Source organism: Leptospira bouyouniensis (genome assembly GCF_004769525.1).
GTDB lineage: Bacteria > Spirochaetota > Leptospiria > Leptospirales > Leptospiraceae > Leptospira_A > Leptospira_A bouyouniensis.
In genome coordinates this window covers 1-24322 of record NZ_RQFT01000009.1, presented here as the reverse complement: position 1 = coordinate 24322, position 24322 = coordinate 1, and the positions used below count along the sequence as shown (strand labels likewise).

The following is a 24322-nucleotide window of genomic DNA, read 5'->3' as shown; positions in this document are numbered from 1 at the left end:
GCGTAAACGAAAAAGATTTCCTTTTTCAAATACACAAAAGAAAAACTTAATAACCACGCCTTCTTAGCTGTTCTCTTCGTAGCTGCTCAATAGACTTTCCAATTGTAACTTGAGATTCTTGACGCAAACCTGATTCACGCTCCCTTGCCTTCGCTAACTGTTCAGGGGTAACAATACTTATCATATTCCCCATTTGTTCTACTATCAATCGATGAGCCATCTCCAATGCGTCGGGACCATCCAGTTTCTTGTAAGGGAATTCGTTTAGCATTTCAAAAAGTAAATGAGAATCGGATCTAAGTAGCATAAGGCCAGTTGCTACAATTGTTTGTAATGCACCTTCAATTCGTTTGATCTTATCTCCGGTGTTTGGGATCCCAACCATTGGAACAATGATTCGATCACCGGGTGTTAATCCTTGGCCGATATTTGGGTTTACACAAAGTTCATTCCAGTCTTCCAAATGCCGTTTAAATGCGTCCAGGAAGTATTCCTGCCCTCCACTGGTCTCAACACCCGCAACTGTCCATGGAAACGCTCTGAGAGCCTTTACGAGGTCAATTTGGATCTGATCTGGAGGTCTTCTAGCAATGTCCGAATAGAGTTCGTAAAACTTTCCTTGCGGGGAAAGTCCAACTCCAACAATTGCGGAATAATCTGATCTCTGAGTCTTTCCCAAAGAAAGATCCACTGCCAATCCAAGAGTCCATCCTTCAAATGATTCCGGCCTAACAAATTCGTAAGCCTGAATTCTACCTTTGAATTTCTGATCGATCTCTGCGAGTATGACGTTCTGCCTTTCTCTTGCGAAAGAGATTGGATCGACTTCTCTTTCCTTTACAAGCATCGAGAGAGGTGCCCCGGCTTCCCAAGTAGAATATTCGGATCCATCTGGACGTGTTCCAATTGCAGAGAATTTCTTACGATTCCAATCCCAATATTTTTTGGTGTCGTTGTAGATTACTTCACCAACGCAATTTGGTGAAAGAGTTGTGTAAGATAAAACTACATCAATACCCCACTGAGCACCGAGCTTCAATGCGGCTCGATCGAACCAACGATATTTTTTTTGCATTCGGGAATCTGATTCAACGTCCTTCTCTTCATCCGGATCATCGACAATCAAAGCGTCTGGCCGATATTGTCTGTACCGAGTTCCACGAATGGCATTGAGAAAACCTTTCGCGATGATCCTGGCACCACCACGGAAAACAATATCCAAATCATTCCAAGCAACGTTCTGCCCCTTTTGATCTTTAGCAGGTCTTAGTTCAGGAAAGTCAGAGATAAGAAGTTCGTTGTCCTCGCACTCATCGACAATCTTTTGTAAGAATCCTTTGGCCTGTGTAAGTGATGCACTCACCATGATTACGAAATGCCAATCGCGCCTAAGCACCAACCACATGACACCGCATAAAGAGAGAATGGTTGATTTTCCAAAACCTCGTGAGAGAGCTCGGATTATTTTCATCGGCCCCCTACCCTTCTTTCCAGCAAAGGCTTGTATGTCCTCTATCAATTCCAATTGCTGTTCCCCAAACTCAGTAGAGAAGTAGTGAGAAAAATAAGTATTGAGAAATACTCGAAAATTTTCTATGGCCTTTACTCGTCGTAAGGTGGCGGGATTCCCTTCTCCGGATTGTGCTTTTTGTTTTTCTAAAAATCGCTTGAGATAAATTTCAGCGACTTTGGCCGGATACCTTTTTAATTCCTTACGCAATTCCTCGATTTGGATCATATCGCAAGGTCATTCCCAAACTTTTCAGCAAGCGCAGTTGAAAGTGCCTGAACAGCTTGTTCTATCTTTTTGTCTTCTTCCTCTTTGTCATCGGACTTAGGAAGCCGTCCCGTTTTTTCTAAATAGGCGAAGGCTAATTTTCCGGCCTGGATCTTGTCTTCAAAGTCATAGTCACCTGAAGCTATCTCTTCCAAGATTCGAAAGAATCCGACGGCCACGGGAACGGAATTTTGGCGAATATGTGATATGAGCTCCAACTCAATTTCATCGGCATACTTTCGAAATGGCTCACAGTGTTTGTAATTCCAACCGAACCAGTCCCGAGCTCTCCCAATCAAAGGACCAATGTGCGTTTTATATTTCCCGGCTCGGAAAAGAATTAATCCAGATTCTTGAAATGGGGAGACATCTGGAAATTCTCTATATAGAACCACGGCCTTGTTTTTGGGAATTGGTTCAAATTCTTTCCCTCCCCTACTCTCTAAAAAAATCTCCTCTGGTTCTCGACTCGGTAATGCATTTTCGGTCGAGTTATCTGAGATTGTTGAGTTAGTATTTTCCCATGAATTTGACCTACTATTTTTCGTCACACGTTTGCTAGGTGCTTTTTTCCGAGGGATTTTCTTCTTTGGTGCCATCGGGAAGGGACAAATTGCAGTAAAATACTGCCTGTCAACGAAAAACACATTGACCACTTACAGTGATTTACTGCAATGAAGCAATGCCTAGAATAACTTTAGATTTGGATGATGAATCGTATGAGTTGCTTGAAAAAGATCGCGGTGAGCTTTCACAACAGAAGTATATGATTAGACTATTGAAGGAATACCAACTTCAAATATCGATCAGGAAGCGAAAAAGAGAAGGGAAGAGTGAATAAATTGATTAATTTCATTTCGAGAGTAGATTGGTTCAAAGGATTTTTATCCGTAATGGCTCTAAGTGGCTTTCTGATTATAGCATTCGTATATGGATATTATAATTATAATTTTCCATTTATAACAGATGATAATGAACTTTGGGCTCAGTTTGGTGATTTTGTAGGCGGGACGTTAAGCAGTATTTTTTCTTTTTTAACCTTCCTTGCAATCTTATACACGCTTCATTTACAGCGAGAAGAGTTAGGTTTAAATAGGGAAGAGTTAAGACTTAGCCGCGAAGAATTAAAAATTGCAAATAAGGAAGCTGGGGATCAAACACGTATTTCGAGGACTCAGCTTGAAAATTCAAAAAGACAAAAGAATGAAGCGTATTTATTGGAATATATGCAGGTTTATTCAAAATTAGAAAGAGATGTTAACAATCCAAGATATTCTCATAAAATAGGTTCTTCAATAATTGACTCCTTCCTTTCCGGCAAGTATGGAATTCAGAATGATCAGATTATTAATAAGGATGGGTACGCTCTTGATGTCGTAGCCATATTAAAATATCTTAACTGTTTAGAATATTTAATTCATTGGGATTTATTGCAAGTTCAAGATGAAACTTTCAATACTCAACCTATTCCTGATCATCGATCATTTTCATCTAAATACGCTCCTTTTATAAAGTCTTTTTGCGATGATAAAACTTTCATTCATTTATCAAAATCGGGTGTCCTACTTAAAATGAATATAGCAGCTCAGTTTCCGAATATAGTAAGATTTATTTAATTCTGTTTTGACTATAAAATGAGTTCAGGGTAATAGCTAAGTAGAAAATCGATTTTGCATTGACTACCACTCTCTTCCGCTAAGTCGATTAAATCCTGGAGATTAAAATCAGATAAACCATTGCCATTTTCAGAACGGATAACTTCTCTCACAAATTCATTGAAAAAATCTTCGCAAGTATAATCCGAATCTACTAAATAATCTAGATGCCTAATCTTGAGCTCCTTCCTTTGCTTCGATAAATTTCTTTAGATCCTTCAGTTTCTTGATATCTGGATCCTTTTGAATTGCGTATTTCAAGTAGTGTTCAAACCCACCGACTTTCCCAAAATCCTTTTTAAACTCCGATTGTTTCTTTGAAATTTTATTCAATCGCTCTTTGTAGGAATCGATCTCTTTGCGAAGATCCTCTTTGACTTTGTTCTTTTGCTTCTCAGCCTCCCACCAATCAAGGATTCGATTATTGAAATAACGGATCTCTCCATCTTTCAGTTCTGGTAACTCCTTGGGAGGTTTCTTCATATCTTTCTTTAGTTCGTCTCGGAGTTCCTTTAGGTCCCGATTTACAGTTCCAAGAGGCCAGCCAAACATATCCATGATCTTACGTCGAATGGGGGTTTTGAATTCTTTTCGGGAGGAGAACTTATTCCCATAGGACCCTCCCCTATCGTCTTGGAGAACTTCATCTTTCCCAAACCAAATAAGGATTACACGTTTTCTGTTTTCTGGAGTATAGTCTTTAGCAAAACCGTTCTGAGCAACCATGACACGAGCACGAACGATATCAGTTAATTCAGATAGAACATGTTTTGCTGGGATTGTTTTGAAGCCTGCTTTTTTGGAAGCACGGTATCTTCTTGCGCCATTTAGAATTTCGTATTGGCCGTTTGCATTTTTTTCTTTGGTGAGAACTATAGGATCTTGTACACCTTGAGAGGCAACATCAGCATCAAACTCTTTTTGTGATTCGCGATCTACGTCTCGAAAGAAGTTATCTTTGTGGATGACTAAATCATCGAGTTTGACTAGCTTTATTTCGGAATATAAAATCTTTTCCATTGAAGACAAGTATGCCCTGCGATTGAAGAATCAAGCAGTTTTCAGAGATTGAAATTAGCAATTGGTTTTGGAAAATTCAAGGAACTGCAATGCTGGCAGAGTAGGAGATGAGGAAATTAGAAACGGAATCGATTAGAGAATTTAAAGTTTTTGCCATAGTTTTTTTTACCTCTTTTATCTTACGTTTAGAAACTAATTTTGCTAAGAAACCGAGGATAAATATAAACAAGACCCAGACCCAAATTTTTACGTTCTGTTGCTCCTTCTCTACCAGACATGTTGGAGTGCCATAAGACCAGTATGATTAATTCTTAGACGAAATGAATCGGAGTAAAGAACAGATTTTTCGCTTAAACCTCATTCAAGAAGTTCTTCAACTCGGGCTAAATTCCCATCTATAAAATGAAACCGCAAAATATTTCCATGACATGCAAATTCTACTCTATCTTCTCCCCATTCGTGGTATGCAACTTTGGAATTGCAATTTTGACAAATAGGTATTTCAGACGGCTTTTCAAAATACCTTTCTGCATCCGATGTAGAAATGAATTGGTCATTGTCAGACTGTGGAAATAGTTCGATCATAATGGTGCCCAATTTTTCCACATGAGAAAAGCGGATCCTTTCAAATCCTCTGGTCGAGATGCTTTTGAAACTAAGTCCCAGGTTGATGGTGATAACCTTTCCCTACTCCATTTTAAAAATTCATCCCAGCTCTTTTGTACATTGTACTGTGATTGTACTCTCTTTATAGGAACGTTGGAAATTGCAAAGCCTGCCTCGGCACTTTCGCCTACCCTGCTTTTGGTTTTGGGAATATTCTGTTTTGGCGCGGAGGACAAAACTTTGGACAAAATATGATCTTCTTTTTGCACCGATTTTGTCTCAAGAATCGGTATTAGTTTTCTTCGTCTCCCATCGAAACCAGTTTGTTTTACCAAACCCATTTTTTTAAGTTTAGAAATGATTCTTGAAACCGAGTCCGATCTAACTCCAATTAATTTTGAGAAATGTTCGTTAGATGCGAAACACTCCCCTACCCTATCGAGGGAGACTATTTCTGCGAGTAATACTTTTTCTGTGAGATTCAAAGGCAATACTTCGATCTCAACAGGTATCCATAATCCTGTCCTCATAATGATCCTCTTAGGTGGACACGCCTACGGCCACGTAATAAATTGATTTTTTGTTTGGATCATTGGATTGATCCAGCTTCACTAAATTGCCAAATTTTCGGAAGTGGCAAGTCTTAGGCGTTAAGACGGGTACACGGTATATTTAAGAGACATAATAAGTCAAGCACATAATGAGACATAATGGATTAGGATGGGTGCTAGACGGATTTTGGTAACTGTGTTTTGGGAAGTTTGAACTTTGCGGGCTTCCGAATTCCCGCATCGTTCGTATCCAGTGAAGCTAGACATGTACTAAGTAGTCATAATCAAATAGAAGTACAAGAAAAAAATTGCTTTTGAAACCAAAAATTTGAAATCGGCAACGCGTTTCCTTTTTCAAATTTTATTTAAGTCCTTTTCTAGTTGCGTGATTTTAGCTTTCGCGGCTAGGAGAACTCGCTCTTTTTCACTTATCAAATACTCTTTGAGTATTTTTTTCTCTTTTGAGCTAATGGAATTCCCAGATTTAAATCTTTGGTAAATTTCCTTTGGTTCATCGTTTTGAATTTCTGCCGGGTTTATTTCCTTTTCACTTTTGTTTAGATCCGCAATCTGCTTTAATGCTTCACGAATTGATTTCGCATTCTTTACAGTTTCTCTGTTTTCGTAAAATCTTATGTAATTGCTTGCCATCCTTTTGTCGAAGCCGATGAATTCTTTATTTGATTCAATGTATGGCAAAAATTTCCCATGGCCAAGGTTTGATTTGATTCGAGCCAATTCTTCGCCGGTAAGAATTGCATTTCGAATTGTATTCATTGCTGCACCAATTGTGCTTCGGTGGAGATCCCTGAGTTTTATAAGATCAGCATCTTTATCTAATTCGACAATATTCCGTTCCTCTCCACCAGGTCGAACTTCATCAAAGGCGCTGAGTCGTTTTTCTTTTTTGCTCACTTCAAAATTTCCTTAGCTAAAGATAAAAACATGGGGAATGCCTTCCCGGTTTTTTCATTTAAAAACTCGCTGATATCATTTGAGACTTTTATAGCTTCGGAATTCACGATGGCGGTTTGGAAAACTTGGTAACCTTTTTTCTTTAAGATCGGTTTTAATTCTTCAGCCTTTTTTAAAGTACATTTGGAAATCAATGCTCTCAATTTGATTTCGTTTTTCATTGCTTTGGACGCATTTTGCCTTTCGATTTCTATATCATCAATTCCTTGCGAGCTCCAAACACTAGGTTCAACAGGGCAAATTATTTCATCGGAAGCAAGAATTGCACATCGTAACCCTGTGTTAGTAGCCGGGTGTGCATCAATTAAAATGAAATCGTAGTTTAAAGATTTTAGATCATTTCTGAATCGTAACCCGAGAATAGGGTCCGTTGCAAATTCGATGTCAATATTTTTAATATCTTTTTTGGCCGGGATTACATCAATCCCGTCTTTGGATTTCCAGATAAATTCAGAAATATCTGCATATCCTTTTAGCATATTCAGGATGTTTTTTTCATCTAGATCATTCCCTTTTGGGAACTGCTTAATCATGAAATTAGAAAGATTATTGTTTTGATCTAGGTCAATAAGTAAGATTTTTTTCCCATAGCTTCTCAGTGCTTGACTTAAATATAAGGCAGTGGTAGTTTTTCCGATTCCACCTTTCAGTGAGGCAACAGTAATAATTTTCATCTACAACGAATGGAATGATCTACGCCTCACGATGACAAGGAAATTCTGTATTTGTAAAATGTGATTATCGTAAATTACGGCAAGATTGCACGGGTTTATAATCTTGGGTTTTTCAGCTTCAAATAAGGAATCGTTGGTTCACTTGCATTAACTGAAATCGAAAAATAGTAGGTTTATTTAATCCCGATGATTGAGAATCGTTTCATTCGCGGGAACAAATCCAAGGACAAATATCAGAATAGAGATCGATATTGTCAAAATAATTGTATTATGTCACTAGAATGTTTTGGAAAAAACCAAAAATTTGATGAATTTTAATTTGCTTATTATGGGGACTGTCGAAGCTTAATTTAAATGGTAAAACCAACTGTTGCCGCAATTCTTTTTGCAGACAAGATAATCGAAGAAAAAACAAATAAAAAAGCTATCATAGGAACATTCGATCGAGTCTATTCTCCCAGTTTCCCTATGCAACCGTTTCCTTGGGGTATATATTTAGCGCTAACTGGAATTTTGGGTGCGGTAAAATTTAGTCTAATCTTAGATAAGCCTGGACTAAAAGAACCACTGTTAAGAGTTGAAGGGGAAATCGATGGGAAGGAAGAAGATGGGATTATTGAAATTCCGATGAATTTTTCGAATTTTCAGTTTGCGGAACCAGGTGACTATACCTTAAAAGTTTTTGTAAATGATAATGTGATTGGAACTCGGAAACTGGTAGTGCGAATTGGTGCGTTCCCTCCACCTGTAAAACAAGGATAAAGAATGTCTTCAGTCATTGAAAGATCAAATTTAGCTGGTGTTACAGAGAAAGAAACAATTGGTGAAAATTTTAGGATAGTTGGAAGACCCGATTCGGTGGAATTTTTTATTTCTACTGATTATCCAGAAAATGTAAAATTGAACCACTTGAATTATAATGTTTCTGATTTAATTCTTGGAGCAACTCAAGATTTCGATTATAAGATAAATGTGCAAAGTTATTTATTACATAAGCTTACTGACTCATCAACGAATAGGTTGCTTTTTTGGAGAGATATTGGTAAGTTTGAAATAAGTTTTACTAAGAAATCGTTTCACCATGAACTAGAAGTTTTGCCAAAAATCGGGAGGATTAAGAAACCTTTATCCGTAAATATTACCTATGAGGACGGATTATATTTTGTTGAATGTGAAGACCTTGACCTTTATGATCACGGAGAAACTGCAGCGAAAGCCCTAGCAAATTTTTCTGAGTATATTTTGTCAAATATTTCAGAATTTCAAAAAACTCCTGTTGCAGAAAAACATGAATCATTCATAGAAAGTGAAAAGAAATATAAAGAGTACTTTGAATTTTAACAGTGAGTTCTTTTGAAACAAAAGATATGATGAGTTCCTTGGAAAAAAAGGGATTTGTAAAAAGAGACGGAGATCATCATTTCTTCGATTTTTTTTACAAAGGTCAGAAGACAAGAATTTCAACAAAAATTTCTCATGGAAGCGACTATAAACAATATCGTGGTAAACTTTTTAATTTGGTTAAAAAACAATTGAAGTTTGTAAAGAATATTGATTTGGTAAATTTTGCAAAATGCACACTTGGGGAAGATGAATATATTAAAATTCTCCAGGATCAGGGAATTCTCTCTAAGGATGATCAAGAAAAACTGTAGATCGCTTGTACCGCCTTCCGATACAAATATTGGCATAACTATTCCTAGAAATTCAATGTTAGAATAAAAAAGAACCTGTCAGAAAAAGTTCCAAGGGAAGTTACTCCATCCTAGCGATTCCCAATCAAAAAATATTTATTGTATATTTTAGTTCCAAATGGATTCGTCCGTTTTTCGTGAACGATTATGCGGAACCCTATCTAATCAAAAAATTCTTCGATGGAGATATCGAAAAATACAAACTCTTCGATATACGACAAAACAGATTTATTGCAGAATCGACTGAAAAATCTCTTATAGTCCATGAAATAATCAAAAGAAGTAGAGAATAATTATGTCACTTAAGTAGGACAAATTAGAACATTTTTTTTAAATAAAATTGTTTTAGATGATTTCTGTCCTAGGAACATATTACTATACATATGTGGAGTTAAGCAAAAAACAGAAGAAGGAGATATTGAAAGAGGAGCTTTTGCGGTTTGCCGATGCTATTCTTAATTCCGAGGAATCTCTGGAAAACCTTATCGAAGAGTTTTCTGTCAGATTAGTGGGGGCAGGAGGGGAGAAATAATTGGTTTGTCTCCATTTTCTAACGGGCTTGTCTATGTAAATAAAGGAATTTACATGTCTTTCTACTTTGTGTATTATGTCGTCACAGGGTGGCAAGTTCCTGAAACAAAAGCCCAATGGGAGGATTTGTGCATTTCTGAGAAATGCCCGATTCCGGTATTTTATCTATACGTTTCGTAAAATAGAAAGTCTTTTAGAGTTATGAAGTAAATAGGTTAAATTTAATAAAAATGATTACTGAAGATAAAATGTTCGAGCAATTAACAGAAGAAAATGTCCTTGGAGTATATAAGAAACCTAATATATCTTACTTTGAGCCAAAGCAATCTCTCTACTCGAAATCTGCAATAAAGAAGATTGCTGAATGGGTGGCAGAAAAGTTGGAATTTTCTGTGGGTGGATCGATCGAATCTATCGTAAAAAAAATTGGTGGTGAGTTAGTTTTCCTTGGGCCTTCCAACATTATGCAAGTTGGTGATGAACAATTAGGTGCTATTCTAATCCATGAACAGTTTAAGTTTCAAATTTTTATTCCGAATTACACATTAGAATTCCGAGATCGCTTTACCATTGCGCATGAACTTGGCCATTATTTTCTTCACTACATTTTCACGGACGAAAGAAAGCCCTTAATAGCTGCGCGAGGCGTTTCAAATAAAGTAGAAGCAGAAGCGAATCATTTTGCTGCTTGCTTCTTAATGCCTGAAGATGAGTTTAGAAATGACTATTCGAAAATGAATTTAAGTCAACTTAGTTCAAAATATCAAGTATCAAAGCTCGCAATAAATGTGAGAGCATCTTATTTGGGAATTCAACTATAACGAGTGTTTAAAATAAGTGTCTCCTCCCATTGTTAAGTTATTTTTGAGCGTTGATATAATTGGTTCCACTGAATATAAAGCAAAAAATACAGAAAGAAATAATGACAAAAATGGAGAACAGTCGTGGTTGGCTTTCTTCGAAACATTTTATCAAGATTATCCAGAAAAATTAAATACAGCTTTAACAAAAATTGGTGTCTCAACATTGCCACAGCCTTGGAAAAGTCTAGGTGATGAAATAATATTTCAGGTTGAAGTAAATAGTCACAAAGATATTGCAGACTATTTGTTCGCATTCATGAATGCCTCGGATAGCGCGGAGAAGTATTATGCTTCGAAGGAATTGCCTATAAAAGTTAAAATGGCAGCTTGGCTAGCAGGCTTCCCTAAAATTAATGCTATTGTTAATATAAAAAACCAAATTTCTGAGGAGCCTGACTCTAGATTTGAAGATTATTTGGGGCCAAGTATGGATACTGGTTTTCGATTAAAACAACATGCAACACATACAAGAATGCCAATTTCAGTTGAGATTGCATATGTGCTTTCTTCAGAGACAAGTTTTTCTAAACCCGAGTTAGCAAAAGAGTCATATTTTGAATTGTTCTTTTCTGGAGAAAAAGAACTAAAAGGGGTATTGAAAGGCATCCCATATCCTCTATTTTATATAAGAAGAAATTCTGAAAAAGAGTCACTCCTTCAAAAGTTAACAAAAACAGAAAAAGTAGACTTGGTTGATGTGAGGAAATATTGTGAACATTTTATCTCTGAAGTAAACGATCCATTAGTTCTATGTAAGCCATATTTTATGAATGATAAGGATCCAGATTGGCAAAAAATGCCAGCTGAACATACAAGAGAAAATTCTAGCAGTAAATCTTCCGAGATGAATTTACATTTAGATGAAAATGAGAATAGTAAAGGTGATCCAGATTTAACTTCTGAACCTATACAAAATCTTATCCCTTCCCCAGAAACCCTCGAATAACAGAGAAAAGCCGATCACGCTCTGATTTTTTTAATTCTAATATTGCCTGGAGTATTTCTTTCAATTCCGGATCTTTTAATATTTTTCTAGTAAACTCTACATCCTCACTGACGGCCTTTTTGGAAATCTGATCCACTTTTTTGGGAAGTTCGCCATTTAAGAGCCATTCCTTGCGATAACCGAAACGGATCTCAATTAGCGTTGCGACCGGTGATGAAATTTGGCTATCCCCTCTGATGTATGCACTTATTGCGCCTTGGGTAATACCTAGCGCTTCGGCAATTTTGACCTGGGTATGACCTTCGTTCTTCAATTCAGAGAAAACCTCGAATAATCGCTCACGAACATTGGTCATAAAATAAAATAACCATTATTATTTATTTTGCTTGCTAAAATAATACTCACTATTATTCTCTTATCAATAGTGGTTATTAACCACTAGAGGATTTAAAATTACATGAGCAGTGCAGAGATTCAAGCAGATTACAACGAGCTTTTAACTATGTCTCTTGGCCCACGCCGACCTTTCCCGGACGATCCGGATCTCATCAATAGGATGTTATCTCTTTTAGGAAAAAACCAAGAGATGATAGCACATGAAACTGGAAAATCTAAGCAGCTTGTTTCTGCCTTTATTCAGGGGACTCGTCACAATCCAGACATCGCACTCTGGTTTGAAAAACATGGAATTTATTTAGATAGGGACTATGTAGACCCTCTCTTAGATTCCAGAAGGACAGTAGAGAGGTTAACCGCGTGAAATCCAAACAATTGTCACCAAAGCAAATTCAAACTGAACTTTCAAAGATCGGTTTCAATGAGTATGATGTTTTTCTTCGAGTTGGTGGAGTATCTTTGATGCAGGTTAAAAACACGATCAAAGGAAAATCCAATAACCAATCAATCCTTATGAGATTGGAAGAACTCGGAGTAAAGCATGGGAGAACATTTAAGCACGGTTTAAGTAAGGAGAATAGAAGTGTTGGAAAAAGAAACTAAGACAATCGTCAAGTTAATGGAAAACGGGAATATCCGCTTATCTGAAGATGGCTTTCTGTTAGGCGAGATGTCAAAAGAAGTTTTCGAGACTCACTATAAAAGTAAGTTAAAGGGAACAACAGTGTATATGGCCGAAAAAAAAGCTACCAGGTTGACTGCCTGATAGCTTTTTCTAGAGAAGAAACGTTTTAGCTAAACTCACTTCTCTATTTTTAAAAAAACAAGTCAACAAAAATTTAATAGGAGAAGTTAGAGATGCTTAAATCTGAAAGTTTATCTCAAAATATTGATCAAGAAATATTTTCCGTAAGGAATGTTTACGAAATCTTAATTGATCATAAATATCACCATTCCGAAGCAATCGAATTACTCCAGGGATATGGTTATCAAACCTACGAACTGGAAGTGGAATTTAATCAAAAATTTGAAATGGAGTTACAACATGTCTGAAACAACTACCACAGAAAATTCTATCTTGCTCTCAAATGGCGAGATCAATCCAAGTGCTTATGCAAAGGATCCAATCGAGAAACTAAAGAACCTTCGAACATTGTTTCCACCAGAGAAATATAATATCGTTATGTTCTCTCAGTTTCTTATGAATTCTCTCCCGGAAGGGATCTCACTCAAGCCACAGTTTGTTACTGTTAGCGATGACGATCTTTGGGATGAAAAAAATGCATCAGGTGTTAAACTAACTGCGGGCCATGTTATGTTGAAATCCGAAAAGGTGATCAATATCGCTCAAGCAATCGGACTCCGGCTAGAAAAAGTTTTGGAAGAAGAAACAATACTCAATAAAATCCCTCACCTTCGAATTGAATACGTTGCCTCTCTCCGTTTACCAGATGGCACAATAGTGAAATCATCGCCAGTTGGCAAAAGTCTACCCATTACTACAAAGGATGGCTCAAACCAAGCCCACATTTACGAGAACGTAGATCGAAAAGCAAAGAGAAATGCGATCAAAGAAATGCTCGCAATACCCACCCAGATGAAAAGGGAAGAAGCGCAGAAAATGTGGGTTTGTGTGAGAGCTGTTGTTGGTGATGGATCTACTGAATCTCAAGAAGTGGGAAAAACCATCGAGGCGTCTGCGACCGTTGCAACAGAGAACCTTTATGGAGATCCTACTCCAACAGTCCTGAAACCTTACACGGCCCAGGAATTTCAATCTTGGATTAAAGAATGCAATACCCAGGCACGTTGGGATGAACTTCGAGATTCACTATCAAGAGATATCATCGAAGAAGAATTAACTTTTCTAGGATTGAAAACATTACTCGCAAACAAATATCGCGAATTGAATCCAAAGGAGCAGAAGCTATGAGTATCAAAATTGGTAACATTGCGGACATCCACCTCCAAGGAGGTTTTGAATCCAAAGAAGCAATAGCTCTTCTCAGAGCAGGTGAGATTTTTCGGGAAACGAATGTGGATGTGGTAAGTGTAGGTGGCGATATCTTTGAAGATGTATCCACAGAAGAGCAAAGACTTGTTTTCAAAACATTCTTAGATGGTTTCCAAGGTCGAACTCCCATTCTAATTACACGAGGAAATCATGATAAACCGAAAGAGCTACTTTCTTACCAGAACAGAAGCCAACTGCAGATCTATGTTTCAGAACATCCTGAAGTCTTAGATTTATATCTTGGTTCAGGAAAAGAAAAAGTTCGATTCTTGACTATCCCACATTACTCAGCCGGAGCCTTAGCACTTCAATCACAGAGTGTTGAGCAATTGGGAGAAAAAGGAACGAATGCATTCATGGATCTCTTGGATGGTTACTATCAAAAAATTCAAAGATCGGACTGCCCTTGCTTTGTGCCTTTTCATGGAACAATTTCGGGTGCCAAATTGGATAACGATAAGATTCCGAGACTAAATGGAATTCACCTTCCTCTGGGGTTACTGGAGTCATTTGGCTGTCCGGTTGTCGGTGGCCACTATCACAAAAAACAAAAAGTCGGTGGTAAGGTTTGGTACCCCGGATCGATTACTCGCCAAACATGGGGAGAGGCGAATGACGATAAAGGTATTCTCATTTGGTCCCTAAACGATGGAATTTGGTATGAGGAGCCTGAATTTATATCCTTAAATCCTGAGCCGATGATTTCCATATCCGCAAAATGGGACGGATCCCGTTTTATTGGAGAATCTGGAGAAGAGATCAATCTTGAAAAGATTTCTGAAAGCAGTGCAAAATTGAGATTCCGATACACCGTAGAGAAAGAACTCACCCACACGGTTCCAACTAACATTAAAGAAATTCTCTCTGTAGTAGATCCATCGGTTAAAATTGAAAAAACTACAATCACAAAAATTGCAGTTCGAAATGAGGAGATTGCAAAGACAAACGATATCGAAGAATCTCTTCGAATCTATTTTAAAAGCAAAGGCATGGATGATTCGGAAATCGAAACACATCTCGAAGAACGTCGGGCAATCAAAGAGTCCCAAGAAACCAAAGAAGAGGTGGCAGCATGAAAATTCTAGAAATCAAAAACAAAGGATCTATCGCTTTCCCAGAGGGCATCACATGGACTCCCGGGAATGAGGCAAAAATTGCAATCGTTGGCGATAACGGATCAGGAAAGACCACTCTCCTGGATACGATTTCGATGGCATTCTATGGAGTAACACCAAACAGACGTTCCGAATCTGGAAGAGAAGAAGGTGCCATTTACGGATGCTTTAAAGCTAAATCTTCCTCGATTGAAGTGAAGGCGGAGATCGGTGGGAAAATAATCCACGTGAAGAGGCTGATCGATCCTATTGCTAAAACTCAAAAGCCCTATCTTTATGTAGATGGAAAAGCAGTAACAGAAGGAAAACTCAAAGAGTTCCAGGAAAAGTTTTTGGAACACACAGATCTTCCACAGGATCTTTTCCTTTCTGCTCTTTACCATTCTCAAAAAGGGAAGGGTCACATTGTCTCCCTGGACCAAGCAGGATCTAGAGAACTACTCGGAAATCTATTGGGATTTCAAGAATATGATTCGGAATTCGATCTACTCGAAAGCGAAAGGAAGGTGCTAGAATCAAATATTGCCGCAGATGATCTATTGTTTAAAAATTTAAACTTTATCATCGAAGGTGAGGAAAATGCCAAAGAAAGTCTTCAGGTTTTTGAATCTGATAAAGTTAGAATAGATTCAGAATTGGCATCTTTGGAAAAAACTCTCTCAGATATTCAACAGAGATTGGCAGAATATAAATCTGAATCGTCCGATGTTCAGGCACTCATCGAGTCCAGGACTTTTACCGAAAAGGAAATTAAAGTTCTTGAGGATGAGATCGCCGATATCTCCGAGAGACTGAAAAATAACCAAGCATTAAAAGCCAAAGAGAAAGCGATTCGCTCAGCCGTTGAAAAAAAATCAATTTTGGAAGTAGAAATTTCTGAACTTGAAAATCATATAGTATTGGTCCAAAACCAAATAGATTCTTCAACCAAAGAGATCGAGGAATCCAATAAAGCTGTAAAGATAGAAATTGATAAACTTGAGTATGAGAAGGAAGCAGCGAGAAAGAATTCCGATAAATTAAATACCTCAAGGTCAGACCAAAGAAGTAAGGTTGCTAAACTGGAATCTGAAATTACAGAATGTGAAAATAAGGCCAGTCTACTTCAGAGAGTACCATGTAATGGTGTAGAAGTCTCAGGGAAGCAACTGAACGAATCCTGTGAACTACTAGCCGATGCAGTAAAATCAAAAGAGAAAATTGCATCTCTGAAAATCGAACACGATGAACTTTTAAAAGAAATGGAGCAAGAAGTTCTCAAAATCGAAAAGATCAAAGGGGAAATGCAATCAATTGATTCTCAGAAACTAAATTTGTCCTCGAAGCTGAAAACCTTTGATTCACTTACAGATGATCGAGTAAAACTCGAGAACCTGAAAATGGACATCAAGGTGAAAAAGGACGAAATCACTAGCTTTACTGATGCTCTTAAAAACTTGGCCCATTTGGATCTCGTAGACGAAAGGATTCGAGATTATCAGGCAAAAATTGAAATCGCTTCCAATAAGAAATCGGAATTAGATTCCAAATTATCTGGATTGGCTCTATTAATTACCGCAAAACAGTCCGAAGTTGATGGACAACTACTAATAGAAAAAGAACTTGCTGACGCAAAGCTCAAAAAAGATGAAATGAGTAAGCGACGTGACGAGATACTGACCGAAGTCTCTAAGCTAGAAACCAAACTCAAACAGATTGAGGAATCCAAAGAAAAGTTGGAAGCTCTCGGTACACCCAAAAAATTGGAGAGATTGGGACGACTTAGAAATCTCTGCGAAGCCCTTTCTCCGAAAGGTATCCGGGCTCTAAAATTGGATGCTTCTGGTCCTGAAATTTCAGCCACAATTAACGAAGTTCTTTCCGAATGTTACGGATCCAGATTTCAGGTATCTTTCAAAACAACCAAAGAAACTGGGAAAGGAACTGTTAAGGAAGATTTTTCCATCGCAGTTTATGATGAAGAAACCGGAGAGGAAACCTTTGTGGATAACAAATCCGGTGGCCAGGAAGCCATCATTAAGGAAGGGATCTCTCTCGGAGTAGCAGTTTACAAAATCCAAAAAACAGGGAAGGCCATTGAGACAGTGATTCGTGATGAAGCTGACGGTGGCCTCACTCCAGATAACGCCAAGCTATATCAAAAAATGTTAGATAAGGCGATGGCGCTTGGTGGTTTCAAGCAGGTGATCTTTGTTTCCCACAAACCTGAAATCCAAAACTTAGCTGATGCGGTTTTCAAAGTGGGAGAAGGCAAAATTGAAAAATTATCTTCAGAAGATAAAGGGATGGATTTCTAATATGAATTTTCAGGCAAAAAATCTCATGGAGTTGGTTGGTAAAAAAAAGCCAACCAACTGGCGAAGAAAATTTGTTATTCGGCTATTGAATTGCATACGTGATTTACGTTCAAACGAATGTATTCAAAAGAAACAAATTAACTATCTTCTAAATCAGATCGAACAACGAGATAAGATGATCGATGAATTGAGAGAAAAGAACATTGCTCTTTTGAGTCGTAGACTATCAGAGCAAAGACCTTTTCAAAGAGTAAATATTGTAGCGTAGGGTAATAAAATGGAATTGATTATGTATGGACTGTTGATGTGCCTTTTAAGTTTTTCATTTGGTTATTATTTCGGTAATCGGAAAACACCTTCAAAGTCAGGTGTAAGCGTTATCAAGAATACGCCTCGTAACTTTTTAACCTAACAAGAGACATATAAAAATTATGAAACAACAAAAATTAGACAGACACAAATTTAATCTTTATCCGCAAATGAATCCGACAGAGTTTAAAGAACTTGTCGAATCAATTCATAAAAATGGTTTCGATACTTCAAACCCGATCATTCTTTTTGAAGGCAAAATCATAGATGGGTGGAATAGATACTTAGCATCAGTTCAAGCTGGGAAACGATTCTCAACAAAAGTTTTCAAAGGAAGCAAAGAGGATGCCCTTACCTTTATTCTACGTGCGAACATTCGCAGAAACTTAACGGCTTCTCAAAAAGCGACTCTTGCAAGCGAGTATTTACCTCTTTTGGAAGAAGCAGCCAAAGCAAGGAAAGAAGCCGGGAAGAAAACAGATTCCGAAAAAGGTCGCTCCACTCAAAAAGCCGCACAACTATTCGACACGAATGAAAAATATGTCGAGAAAGCAAAGAAGCTGAAAAAAGAAAATCCTGTCGAATTTGAAAAAGTCAAAGCAGGTGAAAAGTCAATAGCTCAGGCAACTAAGAAGAAGGAAGGGAAAAAGAATCCACCGAAATCTAAAACTGTGAAGATCGAGGGTGCGTATGAAAATGCTCCAAACAATTGGGACAAAATCTCGGGTGTATTGGCAGTTCACCTTGATGAAACTATCAATTTCCATAGATCCTTCAATGCCTTTATTCCAAATCCAGGAAAGGATTTTCTAAAGCTTTGGCAAGAGCATGAATCAGTCTTGAAAAAACTTCGTTCTTGGTGTATTGATGTGGCAAAGAAGTGTAATCACTGTCACGGCACTACCCAAGTTACCATCGATAAAAATGGTAATTATGATCCGAAAGGAACACCAGCACCTTGTAACAAGTGCATGAATGGCTTTGCAGGTGACTTATGAGTGCTGAACCATCTTTGTTTCAGAAACCAACGTTTCATTATACTTTGAAACCATACCAATCGAAGGCGGTCGGGAACGCAGTGCGGTTATTAAAAGAAGGGAAAAATCCTTTGATAATTATGGCCACCGGGACCGGGAAAACAGTTGTTGGTTCATCAATTATCAAAGAAAGAATTTCCAGTGGTAAAAAAATCCTATGGCTTGCACACCGAGAAGAGTTGATTGATCAGGCAAAATCTCAGATCGACAATATTTGCCAAATTAGCAGTGGCTTAGAAAGAGCTGAACATCGCGCAAACCTTACCGAGAATGTGATAGTTGGATCTGTACCTACACTTAGAAAATCCAGGTTAGATTCTAGGTTCTCGGATTTCAGGATTGATGACATCATTATTGATGAATGCCATCATGCAACCGCAGACTCTTACCAAACAATCATTGAGTTCTTTCAATCCAGATTCGGTTCTAATGTTGTAGGATTAACTGCAACGCCCGATGGTGCCAAAGGCGGTGGCTTAAAGAGTATTTTTTCTGACATCGCTTATAACTACTCGTTACTTGAGGCTATTAAAGATGGAAACCTGTGTAATTTAATTGGAGTCAAGGTTGACTGTGATATTGATTTATCTGGAATACGAACTGTAGCAGGAGACTTGGATCAAGGAGCACTTGATGATGTGATGTCTTCCAAAATTCTCAATATTGCCGAAGGAGTTCTGAAAGAAACAATCGGACGTAGAACTATCGTTTTTACTGTGTCTGTCCGGATGGCGGTCATGCTTGAAGCAATACTCAAAGAAAATGGGATCAAAGCGAAGGCACTATCAGCAGAATCTAGTGTTGAGGAAAGAAGATACGCAATTTCTCAATTCAGAAGGGGAGAAATTACTCACTTACTGAACTGTGCCCTTTTCACAGAAGGATTTGATTGTCCTGAGATCGAGGCAGTAGTCATCGCTTGCCCTACAAAATCGAGAACAAAGTATTCGCAAATGGTTGGGAGAGGCACCCGTTTATCACCCGGTAAATCACATTGTTTGTTGGTTGAATTTGGATACCAAGCGAATCAACACCAATTAGTGAAGCCATTTGATCTGTTTATCACAGAGCATTATAGCCCAGAAGTTCGGAAAGAGGCAGAAAGACTAAGTTCGCTAAAACCAAACTACTACATGCTAGAATTGTTGGAACTTGCAAAAGAGAACTTAAGAAAATCAGCTCTCGATAGTGTAAAAATTGTTCAATATGGTTCAACGTATTATGATCCTTTCGCGTTATTAGAGCTCAAAGGCAAGGCGTATGATCAGGAATTAGATCTTGAATATGAGGGAAGAAGGCTAAGTAATGCTGAAGGCTCAATCACTTCCAAACAAAAAGAGATCTTAGCAAAACTTAAAGTTATAAATACAGAGAAGATGTCTGTCGCGAGTGCGTCTCTGGTAATTTCTATCTTCGCTAACAACGGATGGAGCGCCGAAAAAGTTCTAAGGAATTCCAAATGAAAAATTTACCTAAATCCCAGACTGAGATTAAGCCAAATGAGTATTGGTCGAAAATGCCGTTGTCGGCTCCTCTTTACATTAGGTGTCCGAATAAACTTTTCATATATGGTCTCCTGCTTTTTAAAATAGGGAACCAGGGATCCTGGTCTGGACGCATCAATAAGATAGTAGAAATTGCAAACGAGAACACTCCACTTTCACAGAAAAGATGGACCTATGCTAGAGTAGAATACATTCTCCGGTGGCTTCGGAAGGAAGGCTGGATTAAAGCAGATAGACCAGCAAGAAATAAGGCATTGGTTTACAGTGCGTCAAAACCTACGGATGTGCTGCCGATGGAAGAACCGAAAACAGAAGTTCGAATACAAAATGTCTCGGCCTCTGTTTATGTTAAACGCACAGAATATGATTTAGATCGGGATCCCGAATCTATCAGAATATTGGAGGAATTCGATGCAGCAATTGGCCACAAATTCACTTAATCCTAAAAATAACTTCAGCGAAAATCCGGAGGCATTTCTTTTGGAACATTGCGGGAATCTAGTTGCAGTTGGTGGTGGTAGTCTCGAAGAACGAATTTTATTTTTCGTTCGGAGGTTGAAAAAACTAAAAGCCTACGTTCCCCCTTTGGATTTGAACAAATTCCCAAAAGAACTTCACACTGAAAAAATTAAAACCATGTGTGGTTTTCTTCAGAAGGATGCAGCATGAATCGTCCGGCATTAAAGTATAATGGTGGGAAATTCAGACTTCGAGAATGGATACTTTCTCATTTTCCAAAACATCAAGTTTACGTTGAGATGTCTTGTGGAGCGAGTAGCGTTCTTCTTTCGAAAGATCGTTCAAAAGTAGAAGTGGCCAATGACTTAGATGGGAATATCACAACATTCTTTTCCGTTTTAAGAGATGAACCCAAAAAACTAATTAGAAAAATAAGTCTCACTCCTTACTCGGAAAGATCCCTGAAGTATGCATTGGATACGATTGATTCTACTGAAGACCCCATCGATCGAGCTTGGAAATTCTATACAATCTGTTGGATGTCGATGCGAGCAAATGATGTTCGAAAATCAAATATTGATTTTCGTGCAAAAGGTAATATTGCGGAGGATGGTGGCCACAATCCTGCACGGTTGTTTTCCAAAATAAAACACCTCTATAAAATTTCCGAAAGATTGAGGGGAGTTTTCATATTAGAAAAAAATGCTATTGAGTTGACCAAGATTTATGATTCAGAAGGCACCTTGTTTTATCTTGATTTACCTTATTTAGCAGAATCCAGGAATACAAAGAACTTATACACTAAAGAATTTTCTCAAGTTGAACAACATGTAAGTGTGCTTGAGACATTAACAAAAATCAAAGGTATGGCCGTTGTTAGCCATTATCCTCACCCAGTTTACGACGAAATCTTTTCTGGATGGGAAGTAGTTACGAAAAGTACCTTAGCAAACTCAATGCAAAAAAGAAAAACGAGAAATTCTAACGAAAGGGTAGAAGCACTTTATTTAAGTCCTTTGGTCTCACAAAATCTTCATCCAACTTTATTTCAGGAGATAGCAGTATGAAAGGAAAATATGCGGAGAACACAGAGGTATCTTCGGACAGATCAAAATCCGAGATTGAGAAAACTCTTCGAAAATACGGAGCTAAAGAGTTCGTCTCAGGTTGGAATGATAACCAAGCAATGATCCTTTTTAGTATGGAGGGCAGAAAGGTTAAGTTTCTCCTACCACTTCCGCCAAAATCAGATTTCTCAAAAACGGAAACTGGAAGGGCGCGAAAGCCCAATCAGATTGAAGAAGCATACGAGCAAGGGATTAGGCAAAGATGGCGAGCACTTAGCTTAGCCATAAAAGCAAAACTTGAGATGCTGGAATGTGGAATTGCGACATTTGATGAAGAGTTTCTTCCATACATAGTAATGCCAAATGGAAGCACAGTTGCAGAAGAAGTAATTCCGAAAGTGAAGCAAGCTTACCTCGATGGGAAACAACCTCAAATTCTGATTGGATAGTTTTTATTTTTAATAAAGGAGAAGAAAATAAAATGAAAAGTATGATTAAAAAAGTGCGGGAATGGTGGAGTAGTTTTGCCCCGAGAGCTACGGATGCTTGGGATGTTCTAATGGGAAAAAAAACACCAGTTCTTAGTCCTTGGATGATGAATGATAAAGTTGCAACAGAAGAACCACCAGTTCTTCGTGAAATTCTTCCAGTCGATGATGCAGCGAGAATTTTTTTGGCAAAGAAACCCAAATTTCGCATAGGTGATACCGTTAGGTTGATTGAAGGCGTAGGATCCGACCGAAGATATCCAAAGCCTGGTCAGACTGCAGTTGTAGTTGGCTATTCTAAAAAAATCAGTTTGGGTGATGGTGGTTTACCAGCGTTTACACAAGATGTGATCTTATTGTTGAACCATGATAGTGCTGGGATGCAAAGATTCCCATTCGAGTCTTGGAGATTGGAAAAGATAGGGAGCATTATCTCAAAGCCAATGAAAAAGAAATCAGCGACCAAAAAGAAGGCCGTCCCGAAAAAGAAAAAATCTGCATCGAAGAAAACTCTTAGAAAAGCACGAAAGAGAAAATCTACTGAAATGCAAGAAGATATAAAACCGAGAGGACTGGAAGCAATTCAGCAATTCCCTCAAGAAGAAGTAGCGGATCAAATCGTAAAACCCGCTAAAAAGAGAACTAAAAGGATTCAGGCAGAGGATTCATTAGCTGTAGCATAACCAACATTTCAAATCGGGGATTTAAATCCCCGTCTTTATTGGGAACCATAGGAGAACCAAATGCAAGAAGTTGTGATCATCGAAGGAGTGGAATATTTCCACTCAGTAAAATACAGAATCTTGGAACGAAAACTTCAGGAGAAAGACCTGGAGATTAAAAGGCTTAATGAATTCGTTTCAATGCACACTCCATGCGCCGAGTTAGCAATATGAAAGAAGTTATCTTAATCTACAAGAGTCAATTGCTTATAAATTATTTGTTAGTGGGGAGCCTTTCAGCTTTAGTTTTTTTTGTCATTGGTGCTTGGGTCGGAAAGCCAACCATACTTGAATCTTCAAAAAATTCGGTCACAAAATTATGATTCTTGGATTCTCAACAGTTTTTCCATGGGGAGGGAAGGAGCCTAAATTCACTCACTTCCCGCAAAAGATTCTCGATGGCAGAAAGATCCATACAGCTCGTATCGATGAACACGATCGATGGAAGCCAGGAAGAATCATTCAGTTTTCAATTGGAGTAAGGACTCGAAACTACAAACAATTTGCACTTGGAAGATGTAATAGAACATCGCATTTGATAATCGAACCAAATAAGCAAAGAGTATCCATTGATTTTGGAGAAAATGTTTATCGTGGTGAAGGTGTCTTGGAATTTGCGATGAATGATGGCTTCGATTCTCTAGAAGATTTCTGGAGATGGTTCAACAAGCCATTCGAAGGGAAGTTGATATACTGGACTTTATTTGAGAATGGGAGAGCTAAGGATGAATAGTCCAAATCTCAATGAAATTTATAAAGAAGTTTTATCAGCCAACTATCGTGAACTTTGGGGTTTTATTAAGGAAGGTAAAACTGCAATTGTTCTGCTAGAAACTGAAGAACCATTTTTTGGTGATGAAAAGAAAAAATACGAACGAGTTGCAATACTTGGAATTTCTTCTCAAGGTTACTGTCGATTTGGAACTCCAGGAATTGGCTATGGTCCAATAAAATTTGAAGACTATAATGACTTTGAACGGCATATGATTTACTACAATTTGAAATGGGTGAAGGCATGAGTGAACTAACACCTAATCAAAGATTGATTAAAACTGCTGAAAAAATTACCGAAAGATGCTATTCCCCAGGCCACTATTTAGCATTGGTTCAAGAGTATGAAAAAAGCGAGAACCTATATCCTGCTTTGCTCTATTACGGAGATTACGAACATGAAATACCTTGGGATATTTCAGAGGAAGAAGCCAAAGCAAATCTAGAATCAAATCAGGTTATAAGTGGTACTACAATATTCGGAGTTGGATTTCACCAAGAAATTGAACAGATCTCTGGAGAACACGATTTCATGGTTAAGGTGTTTCATTTCGACAAATTTCCTAAGATAATTGAACTGTCGCCATTACCTGCTGAATTTCATGCAAGGAAGATTTAGCTAGAGATGCACCGGCGTACGATAGAAATTAAAACTGCGATGCGAGAATTCATGCAATCTGAAAAGGCACAATTTTGTATCACATGCAAGAGCGTATTGTATTTAACTCCGAGCCATTTATTCAAAAAATATGCTTTGTATAAACAAAATAACCCATGTGATAAAAACTTAATCGTTTGCCAATGCTGGAAATGCCATTCCGAGTATGAGCTCTTATGTTCGGAGGATAGA

Annotated in this window: 28 protein-coding genes; 20 read left to right on the top strand and 8 right to left on the bottom strand. The window is 37.9% G+C overall.

Annotated elements, in window-relative coordinates; translation table 11 throughout:
• Positions 1–46: 46 nt before the first annotated feature.
• Positions 47–1738: a hypothetical protein gene (locus tag EHQ43_RS10115; RefSeq protein WP_135771124.1), complete on the bottom strand. Its 1692-nt coding sequence runs from the start codon at positions 1736–1738 to the stop codon at positions 47–49.
• On the bottom strand, positions 1735–2376 hold the full coding sequence (locus tag EHQ43_RS10110; RefSeq protein ID WP_135771123.1) for a hypothetical protein: 642 nt from the start codon (positions 2374–2376) through the stop codon (positions 1735–1737). Before EHQ43_RS10110 ends, EHQ43_RS10115 begins: the two co-directional genes overlap by 4 nt.
• A 234-nt stretch (positions 2377–2610) precedes the next feature.
• Here EHQ43_RS10110 and EHQ43_RS10105 point away from each other — a divergent pair, with 234 nt between their 5' ends.
• Positions 2611–3393, top strand: a complete 783-nt coding sequence (locus EHQ43_RS10105; protein ID WP_135771122.1) for a hypothetical protein — start codon at positions 2611–2613, stop codon at positions 3391–3393.
• Positions 3394–3603: 210 nt separating this feature from the next.
• Here the strand turns inward: EHQ43_RS10105 and EHQ43_RS10100 are convergent, their stop codons facing one another.
• The 5 genes from EHQ43_RS10100 to EHQ43_RS10080 form a co-directional block, all read right to left on the bottom strand.
• Entirely contained in the window at positions 3604–4452 is an 849-nt protein-coding gene (locus tag EHQ43_RS10100) for a ParB/RepB/Spo0J family partition protein (protein ID WP_135771121.1), read from the bottom strand.
• Between the two features lie 357 nt (positions 4453–4809).
• On the bottom strand, positions 4810–5037 hold the full coding sequence (locus tag EHQ43_RS10095; RefSeq protein ID WP_135771120.1) for a hypothetical protein: 228 nt from the start codon (positions 5035–5037) through the stop codon (positions 4810–4812).
• Complete coding sequence (locus tag EHQ43_RS10090; RefSeq protein ID WP_135771119.1) at positions 5034–5588, bottom strand: helix-turn-helix domain-containing protein; 555 nt, start codon at positions 5586–5588, stop codon at positions 5034–5036. The genes EHQ43_RS10095 and EHQ43_RS10090 overlap by 4 nt, the downstream gene beginning before the upstream one ends.
• A gap of 375 nt (positions 5589–5963) precedes the next feature.
• Positions 5964–6524 (bottom strand): hypothetical protein, encoded by a 561-nt coding sequence (locus EHQ43_RS10085; protein ID WP_135771118.1) that lies wholly within the window; start codon positions 6522–6524, stop codon positions 5964–5966.
• The gene (locus EHQ43_RS10080; protein WP_135771117.1) at positions 6521–7258 is read right to left on the bottom strand and encodes a ParA family protein; all 738 of its coding nucleotides are present in this window, start codon (positions 7256–7258) and stop codon (positions 6521–6523) included. Before EHQ43_RS10080 ends, EHQ43_RS10085 begins: the two co-directional genes overlap by 4 nt.
• A 354-nt stretch (positions 7259–7612) precedes the next feature.
• Here EHQ43_RS10080 and EHQ43_RS10075 point away from each other — a divergent pair, with 354 nt between their 5' ends.
• The 5 genes from EHQ43_RS10075 to EHQ43_RS10055 all read left to right on the top strand — a co-directional run bounded on the left by EHQ43_RS10075 (position 7613) and on the right by EHQ43_RS10055 (position 11292).
• Positions 7613–8020, top strand: a complete 408-nt coding sequence (locus EHQ43_RS10075) for a DUF6941 family protein (RefSeq protein WP_135771116.1) — start codon at positions 7613–7615, stop codon at positions 8018–8020.
• Positions 8021–8023: 3 nt separating this feature from the next.
• Positions 8024–8599 carry a hypothetical protein gene (locus EHQ43_RS10070; protein ID WP_135771115.1) on the top strand — a complete coding sequence of 192 codons (576 nt, stop codon included), beginning with the start codon at positions 8024–8026 and terminating at the stop codon, positions 8597–8599.
• 2 nt (positions 8600–8601) lie between these two features.
• Entirely contained in the window at positions 8602–8913 is a 312-nt protein-coding gene (locus EHQ43_RS10065) for a hypothetical protein (protein ID WP_135771114.1), read from the top strand.
• 800 nt (positions 8914–9713) lie between these two features.
• Positions 9714–10304 carry an ImmA/IrrE family metallo-endopeptidase gene (locus tag EHQ43_RS10060; protein ID WP_135771113.1) on the top strand — a complete coding sequence of 197 codons (591 nt, stop codon included), beginning with the start codon at positions 9714–9716 and terminating at the stop codon, positions 10302–10304.
• 16 nt (positions 10305–10320) lie between these two features.
• Positions 10321–11292, top strand: coding sequence for a hypothetical protein (locus EHQ43_RS10055; protein WP_135771112.1), 972 nt, complete (start codon positions 10321–10323; stop codon positions 11290–11292).
• On the opposite strand, the gene EHQ43_RS10050 is transcribed toward EHQ43_RS10055, so the two are convergent.
• Positions 11264–11647 (bottom strand): helix-turn-helix domain-containing protein, encoded by a 384-nt coding sequence (locus EHQ43_RS10050; RefSeq protein ID WP_135771111.1) that lies wholly within the window; start codon positions 11645–11647, stop codon positions 11264–11266. The two genes, EHQ43_RS10055 and EHQ43_RS10050, sit on opposite strands and share 29 nt — an antisense overlap.
• A gap of 102 nt (positions 11648–11749) precedes the next feature.
• On the opposite strand from EHQ43_RS10050, the gene EHQ43_RS10045 reads away from it, so the two are divergent.
• From EHQ43_RS10045 to EHQ43_RS09975, 14 genes are all read left to right on the top strand, one after another.
• Positions 11750–12052: a hypothetical protein gene (locus tag EHQ43_RS10045; protein WP_108961346.1), complete on the top strand. Its 303-nt coding sequence runs from the start codon at positions 11750–11752 to the stop codon at positions 12050–12052.
• Complete coding sequence (locus EHQ43_RS10040) at positions 12049–12291, top strand: hypothetical protein (RefSeq protein WP_135771110.1); 243 nt, start codon at positions 12049–12051, stop codon at positions 12289–12291. The genes EHQ43_RS10045 and EHQ43_RS10040 overlap by 4 nt, the downstream gene beginning before the upstream one ends.
• A gap of 255 nt (positions 12292–12546) precedes the next feature.
• Positions 12547–12741: a hypothetical protein gene (locus EHQ43_RS10035; protein WP_108961349.1), complete on the top strand. Its 195-nt coding sequence runs from the start codon at positions 12547–12549 to the stop codon at positions 12739–12741.
• On the top strand, positions 12734–13621 hold the full coding sequence (locus EHQ43_RS10030; protein ID WP_135771109.1) for a hypothetical protein: 888 nt from the start codon (positions 12734–12736) through the stop codon (positions 13619–13621). Before EHQ43_RS10035 ends, EHQ43_RS10030 begins: the two co-directional genes overlap by 8 nt.
• Positions 13618–14778, top strand: coding sequence for a metallophosphoesterase family protein (locus EHQ43_RS10025; RefSeq protein ID WP_135771108.1), 1161 nt, complete (start codon positions 13618–13620; stop codon positions 14776–14778). Before EHQ43_RS10030 ends, EHQ43_RS10025 begins: the two co-directional genes overlap by 4 nt.
• Complete coding sequence (locus EHQ43_RS10020) at positions 14775–17114, top strand: AAA family ATPase (RefSeq protein WP_135771107.1); 2340 nt, start codon at positions 14775–14777, stop codon at positions 17112–17114. Before EHQ43_RS10025 ends, EHQ43_RS10020 begins: the two co-directional genes overlap by 4 nt.
• A gap of 431 nt (positions 17115–17545) precedes the next feature.
• The gene (locus tag EHQ43_RS10015; protein WP_135771106.1) at positions 17546–18421 is read left to right on the top strand and encodes a ParB/RepB/Spo0J family partition protein; all 876 of its coding nucleotides are present in this window, start codon (positions 17546–17548) and stop codon (positions 18419–18421) included.
• Positions 18418–19923 carry a DEAD/DEAH box helicase gene (locus tag EHQ43_RS10010; RefSeq protein ID WP_135771105.1) on the top strand — a complete coding sequence of 502 codons (1506 nt, stop codon included), beginning with the start codon at positions 18418–18420 and terminating at the stop codon, positions 19921–19923. The genes EHQ43_RS10015 and EHQ43_RS10010 overlap by 4 nt, the downstream gene beginning before the upstream one ends.
• Positions 19920–20405, top strand: a complete 486-nt coding sequence (locus EHQ43_RS10005) for a hypothetical protein (RefSeq protein ID WP_135771104.1) — start codon at positions 19920–19922, stop codon at positions 20403–20405. Before EHQ43_RS10010 ends, EHQ43_RS10005 begins: the two co-directional genes overlap by 4 nt.
• Positions 20406–20630: 225 nt before the next feature.
• Positions 20631–21491 (top strand): DNA adenine methylase, encoded by an 861-nt coding sequence (locus EHQ43_RS09995; RefSeq protein ID WP_135771102.1) that lies wholly within the window; start codon positions 20631–20633, stop codon positions 21489–21491.
• Positions 21488–21940 carry a hypothetical protein gene (locus tag EHQ43_RS09990; RefSeq protein ID WP_108961359.1) on the top strand — a complete coding sequence of 151 codons (453 nt, stop codon included), beginning with the start codon at positions 21488–21490 and terminating at the stop codon, positions 21938–21940. The genes EHQ43_RS09995 and EHQ43_RS09990 overlap by 4 nt, the downstream gene beginning before the upstream one ends.
• Before the next feature lie 110 nt (positions 21941–22050).
• On the top strand, positions 22051–22662 hold the full coding sequence (locus tag EHQ43_RS09985; protein WP_135771101.1) for a hypothetical protein: 612 nt from the start codon (positions 22051–22053) through the stop codon (positions 22660–22662).
• Between the two features lie 764 nt (positions 22663–23426).
• Entirely contained in the window at positions 23427–23720 is a 294-nt protein-coding gene (locus EHQ43_RS09980) for a hypothetical protein (RefSeq protein WP_135771100.1), read from the top strand.
• Positions 23717–24091 carry a hypothetical protein gene (locus EHQ43_RS09975; RefSeq protein WP_108961363.1) on the top strand — a complete coding sequence of 125 codons (375 nt, stop codon included), beginning with the start codon at positions 23717–23719 and terminating at the stop codon, positions 24089–24091. Before EHQ43_RS09980 ends, EHQ43_RS09975 begins: the two co-directional genes overlap by 4 nt.
• The last annotated feature ends 231 nt before the right edge of the window (positions 24092–24322 follow it).

What these genes read in the sequence shown, in the direction of transcription:
- EHQ43_RS10115 (WP_135771124.1), bottom strand. Translation starts at nt 1,738, where the DNA reads ATGATCCAAATCGAGGAATTGCGTAAGGAATTAAAAAGGTATCCGGCC.
- EHQ43_RS10110 (WP_135771123.1), bottom strand. Translation starts at nt 2,376, where the DNA reads ATGGCACCAAAGAAGAAAATCCCTCGGAAAAAAGCACCTAGCAAACGT.
- EHQ43_RS10100 (WP_135771121.1), bottom strand. Translation starts at nt 4,452, where the DNA reads ATGGAAAAGATTTTATATTCCGAAATAAAGCTAGTCAAACTCGATGAT.
- EHQ43_RS10095 (WP_135771120.1), bottom strand. Translation starts at nt 5,037, where the DNA reads ATGATCGAACTATTTCCACAGTCTGACAATGACCAATTCATTTCTACA.
- EHQ43_RS10090 (WP_135771119.1), bottom strand. Translation starts at nt 5,588, where the DNA reads ATGAGGACAGGATTATGGATACCTGTTGAGATCGAAGTATTGCCTTTG.
- EHQ43_RS10080 (WP_135771117.1), bottom strand. Translation starts at nt 7,258, where the DNA reads ATGAAAATTATTACTGTTGCCTCACTGAAAGGTGGAATCGGAAAAACT.
- EHQ43_RS10075 (WP_135771116.1), top strand. Translation starts at nt 7,613, where the DNA reads ATGGTAAAACCAACTGTTGCCGCAATTCTTTTTGCAGACAAGATAATC.
- EHQ43_RS10070 (WP_135771115.1), top strand. Translation starts at nt 8,024, where the DNA reads ATGTCTTCAGTCATTGAAAGATCAAATTTAGCTGGTGTTACAGAGAAA.
- EHQ43_RS10060 (WP_135771113.1), top strand. Translation starts at nt 9,714, where the DNA reads ATGATTACTGAAGATAAAATGTTCGAGCAATTAACAGAAGAAAATGTC.
- EHQ43_RS10050 (WP_135771111.1), bottom strand. Translation starts at nt 11,647, where the DNA reads ATGACCAATGTTCGTGAGCGATTATTCGAGGTTTTCTCTGAATTGAAG.
- EHQ43_RS10045 (WP_108961346.1), top strand. Translation starts at nt 11,750, where the DNA reads ATGAGCAGTGCAGAGATTCAAGCAGATTACAACGAGCTTTTAACTATG.
- EHQ43_RS10035 (WP_108961349.1), top strand. Translation starts at nt 12,547, where the DNA reads ATGCTTAAATCTGAAAGTTTATCTCAAAATATTGATCAAGAAATATTT.
- EHQ43_RS10030 (WP_135771109.1), top strand. Translation starts at nt 12,734, where the DNA reads ATGTCTGAAACAACTACCACAGAAAATTCTATCTTGCTCTCAAATGGC.
- EHQ43_RS10025 (WP_135771108.1), top strand. Translation starts at nt 13,618, where the DNA reads ATGAGTATCAAAATTGGTAACATTGCGGACATCCACCTCCAAGGAGGT.
- EHQ43_RS10020 (WP_135771107.1), top strand. Translation starts at nt 14,775, where the DNA reads ATGAAAATTCTAGAAATCAAAAACAAAGGATCTATCGCTTTCCCAGAG.
- EHQ43_RS10015 (WP_135771106.1), top strand. Translation starts at nt 17,546, where the DNA reads ATGAAACAACAAAAATTAGACAGACACAAATTTAATCTTTATCCGCAA.
- EHQ43_RS10010 (WP_135771105.1), top strand. Translation starts at nt 18,418, where the DNA reads ATGAGTGCTGAACCATCTTTGTTTCAGAAACCAACGTTTCATTATACT.
- EHQ43_RS10005 (WP_135771104.1), top strand. Translation starts at nt 19,920, where the DNA reads ATGAAAAATTTACCTAAATCCCAGACTGAGATTAAGCCAAATGAGTAT.
- EHQ43_RS09995 (WP_135771102.1), top strand. Translation starts at nt 20,631, where the DNA reads ATGAATCGTCCGGCATTAAAGTATAATGGTGGGAAATTCAGACTTCGA.
- EHQ43_RS09990 (WP_108961359.1), top strand. Translation starts at nt 21,488, where the DNA reads ATGAAAGGAAAATATGCGGAGAACACAGAGGTATCTTCGGACAGATCA.
- EHQ43_RS09985 (WP_135771101.1), top strand. Translation starts at nt 22,051, where the DNA reads ATGGGAAAAAAAACACCAGTTCTTAGTCCTTGGATGATGAATGATAAA.
- EHQ43_RS09980 (WP_135771100.1), top strand. Translation starts at nt 23,427, where the DNA reads ATGAATAGTCCAAATCTCAATGAAATTTATAAAGAAGTTTTATCAGCC.
- EHQ43_RS09975 (WP_108961363.1), top strand. Translation starts at nt 23,717, where the DNA reads ATGAGTGAACTAACACCTAATCAAAGATTGATTAAAACTGCTGAAAAA.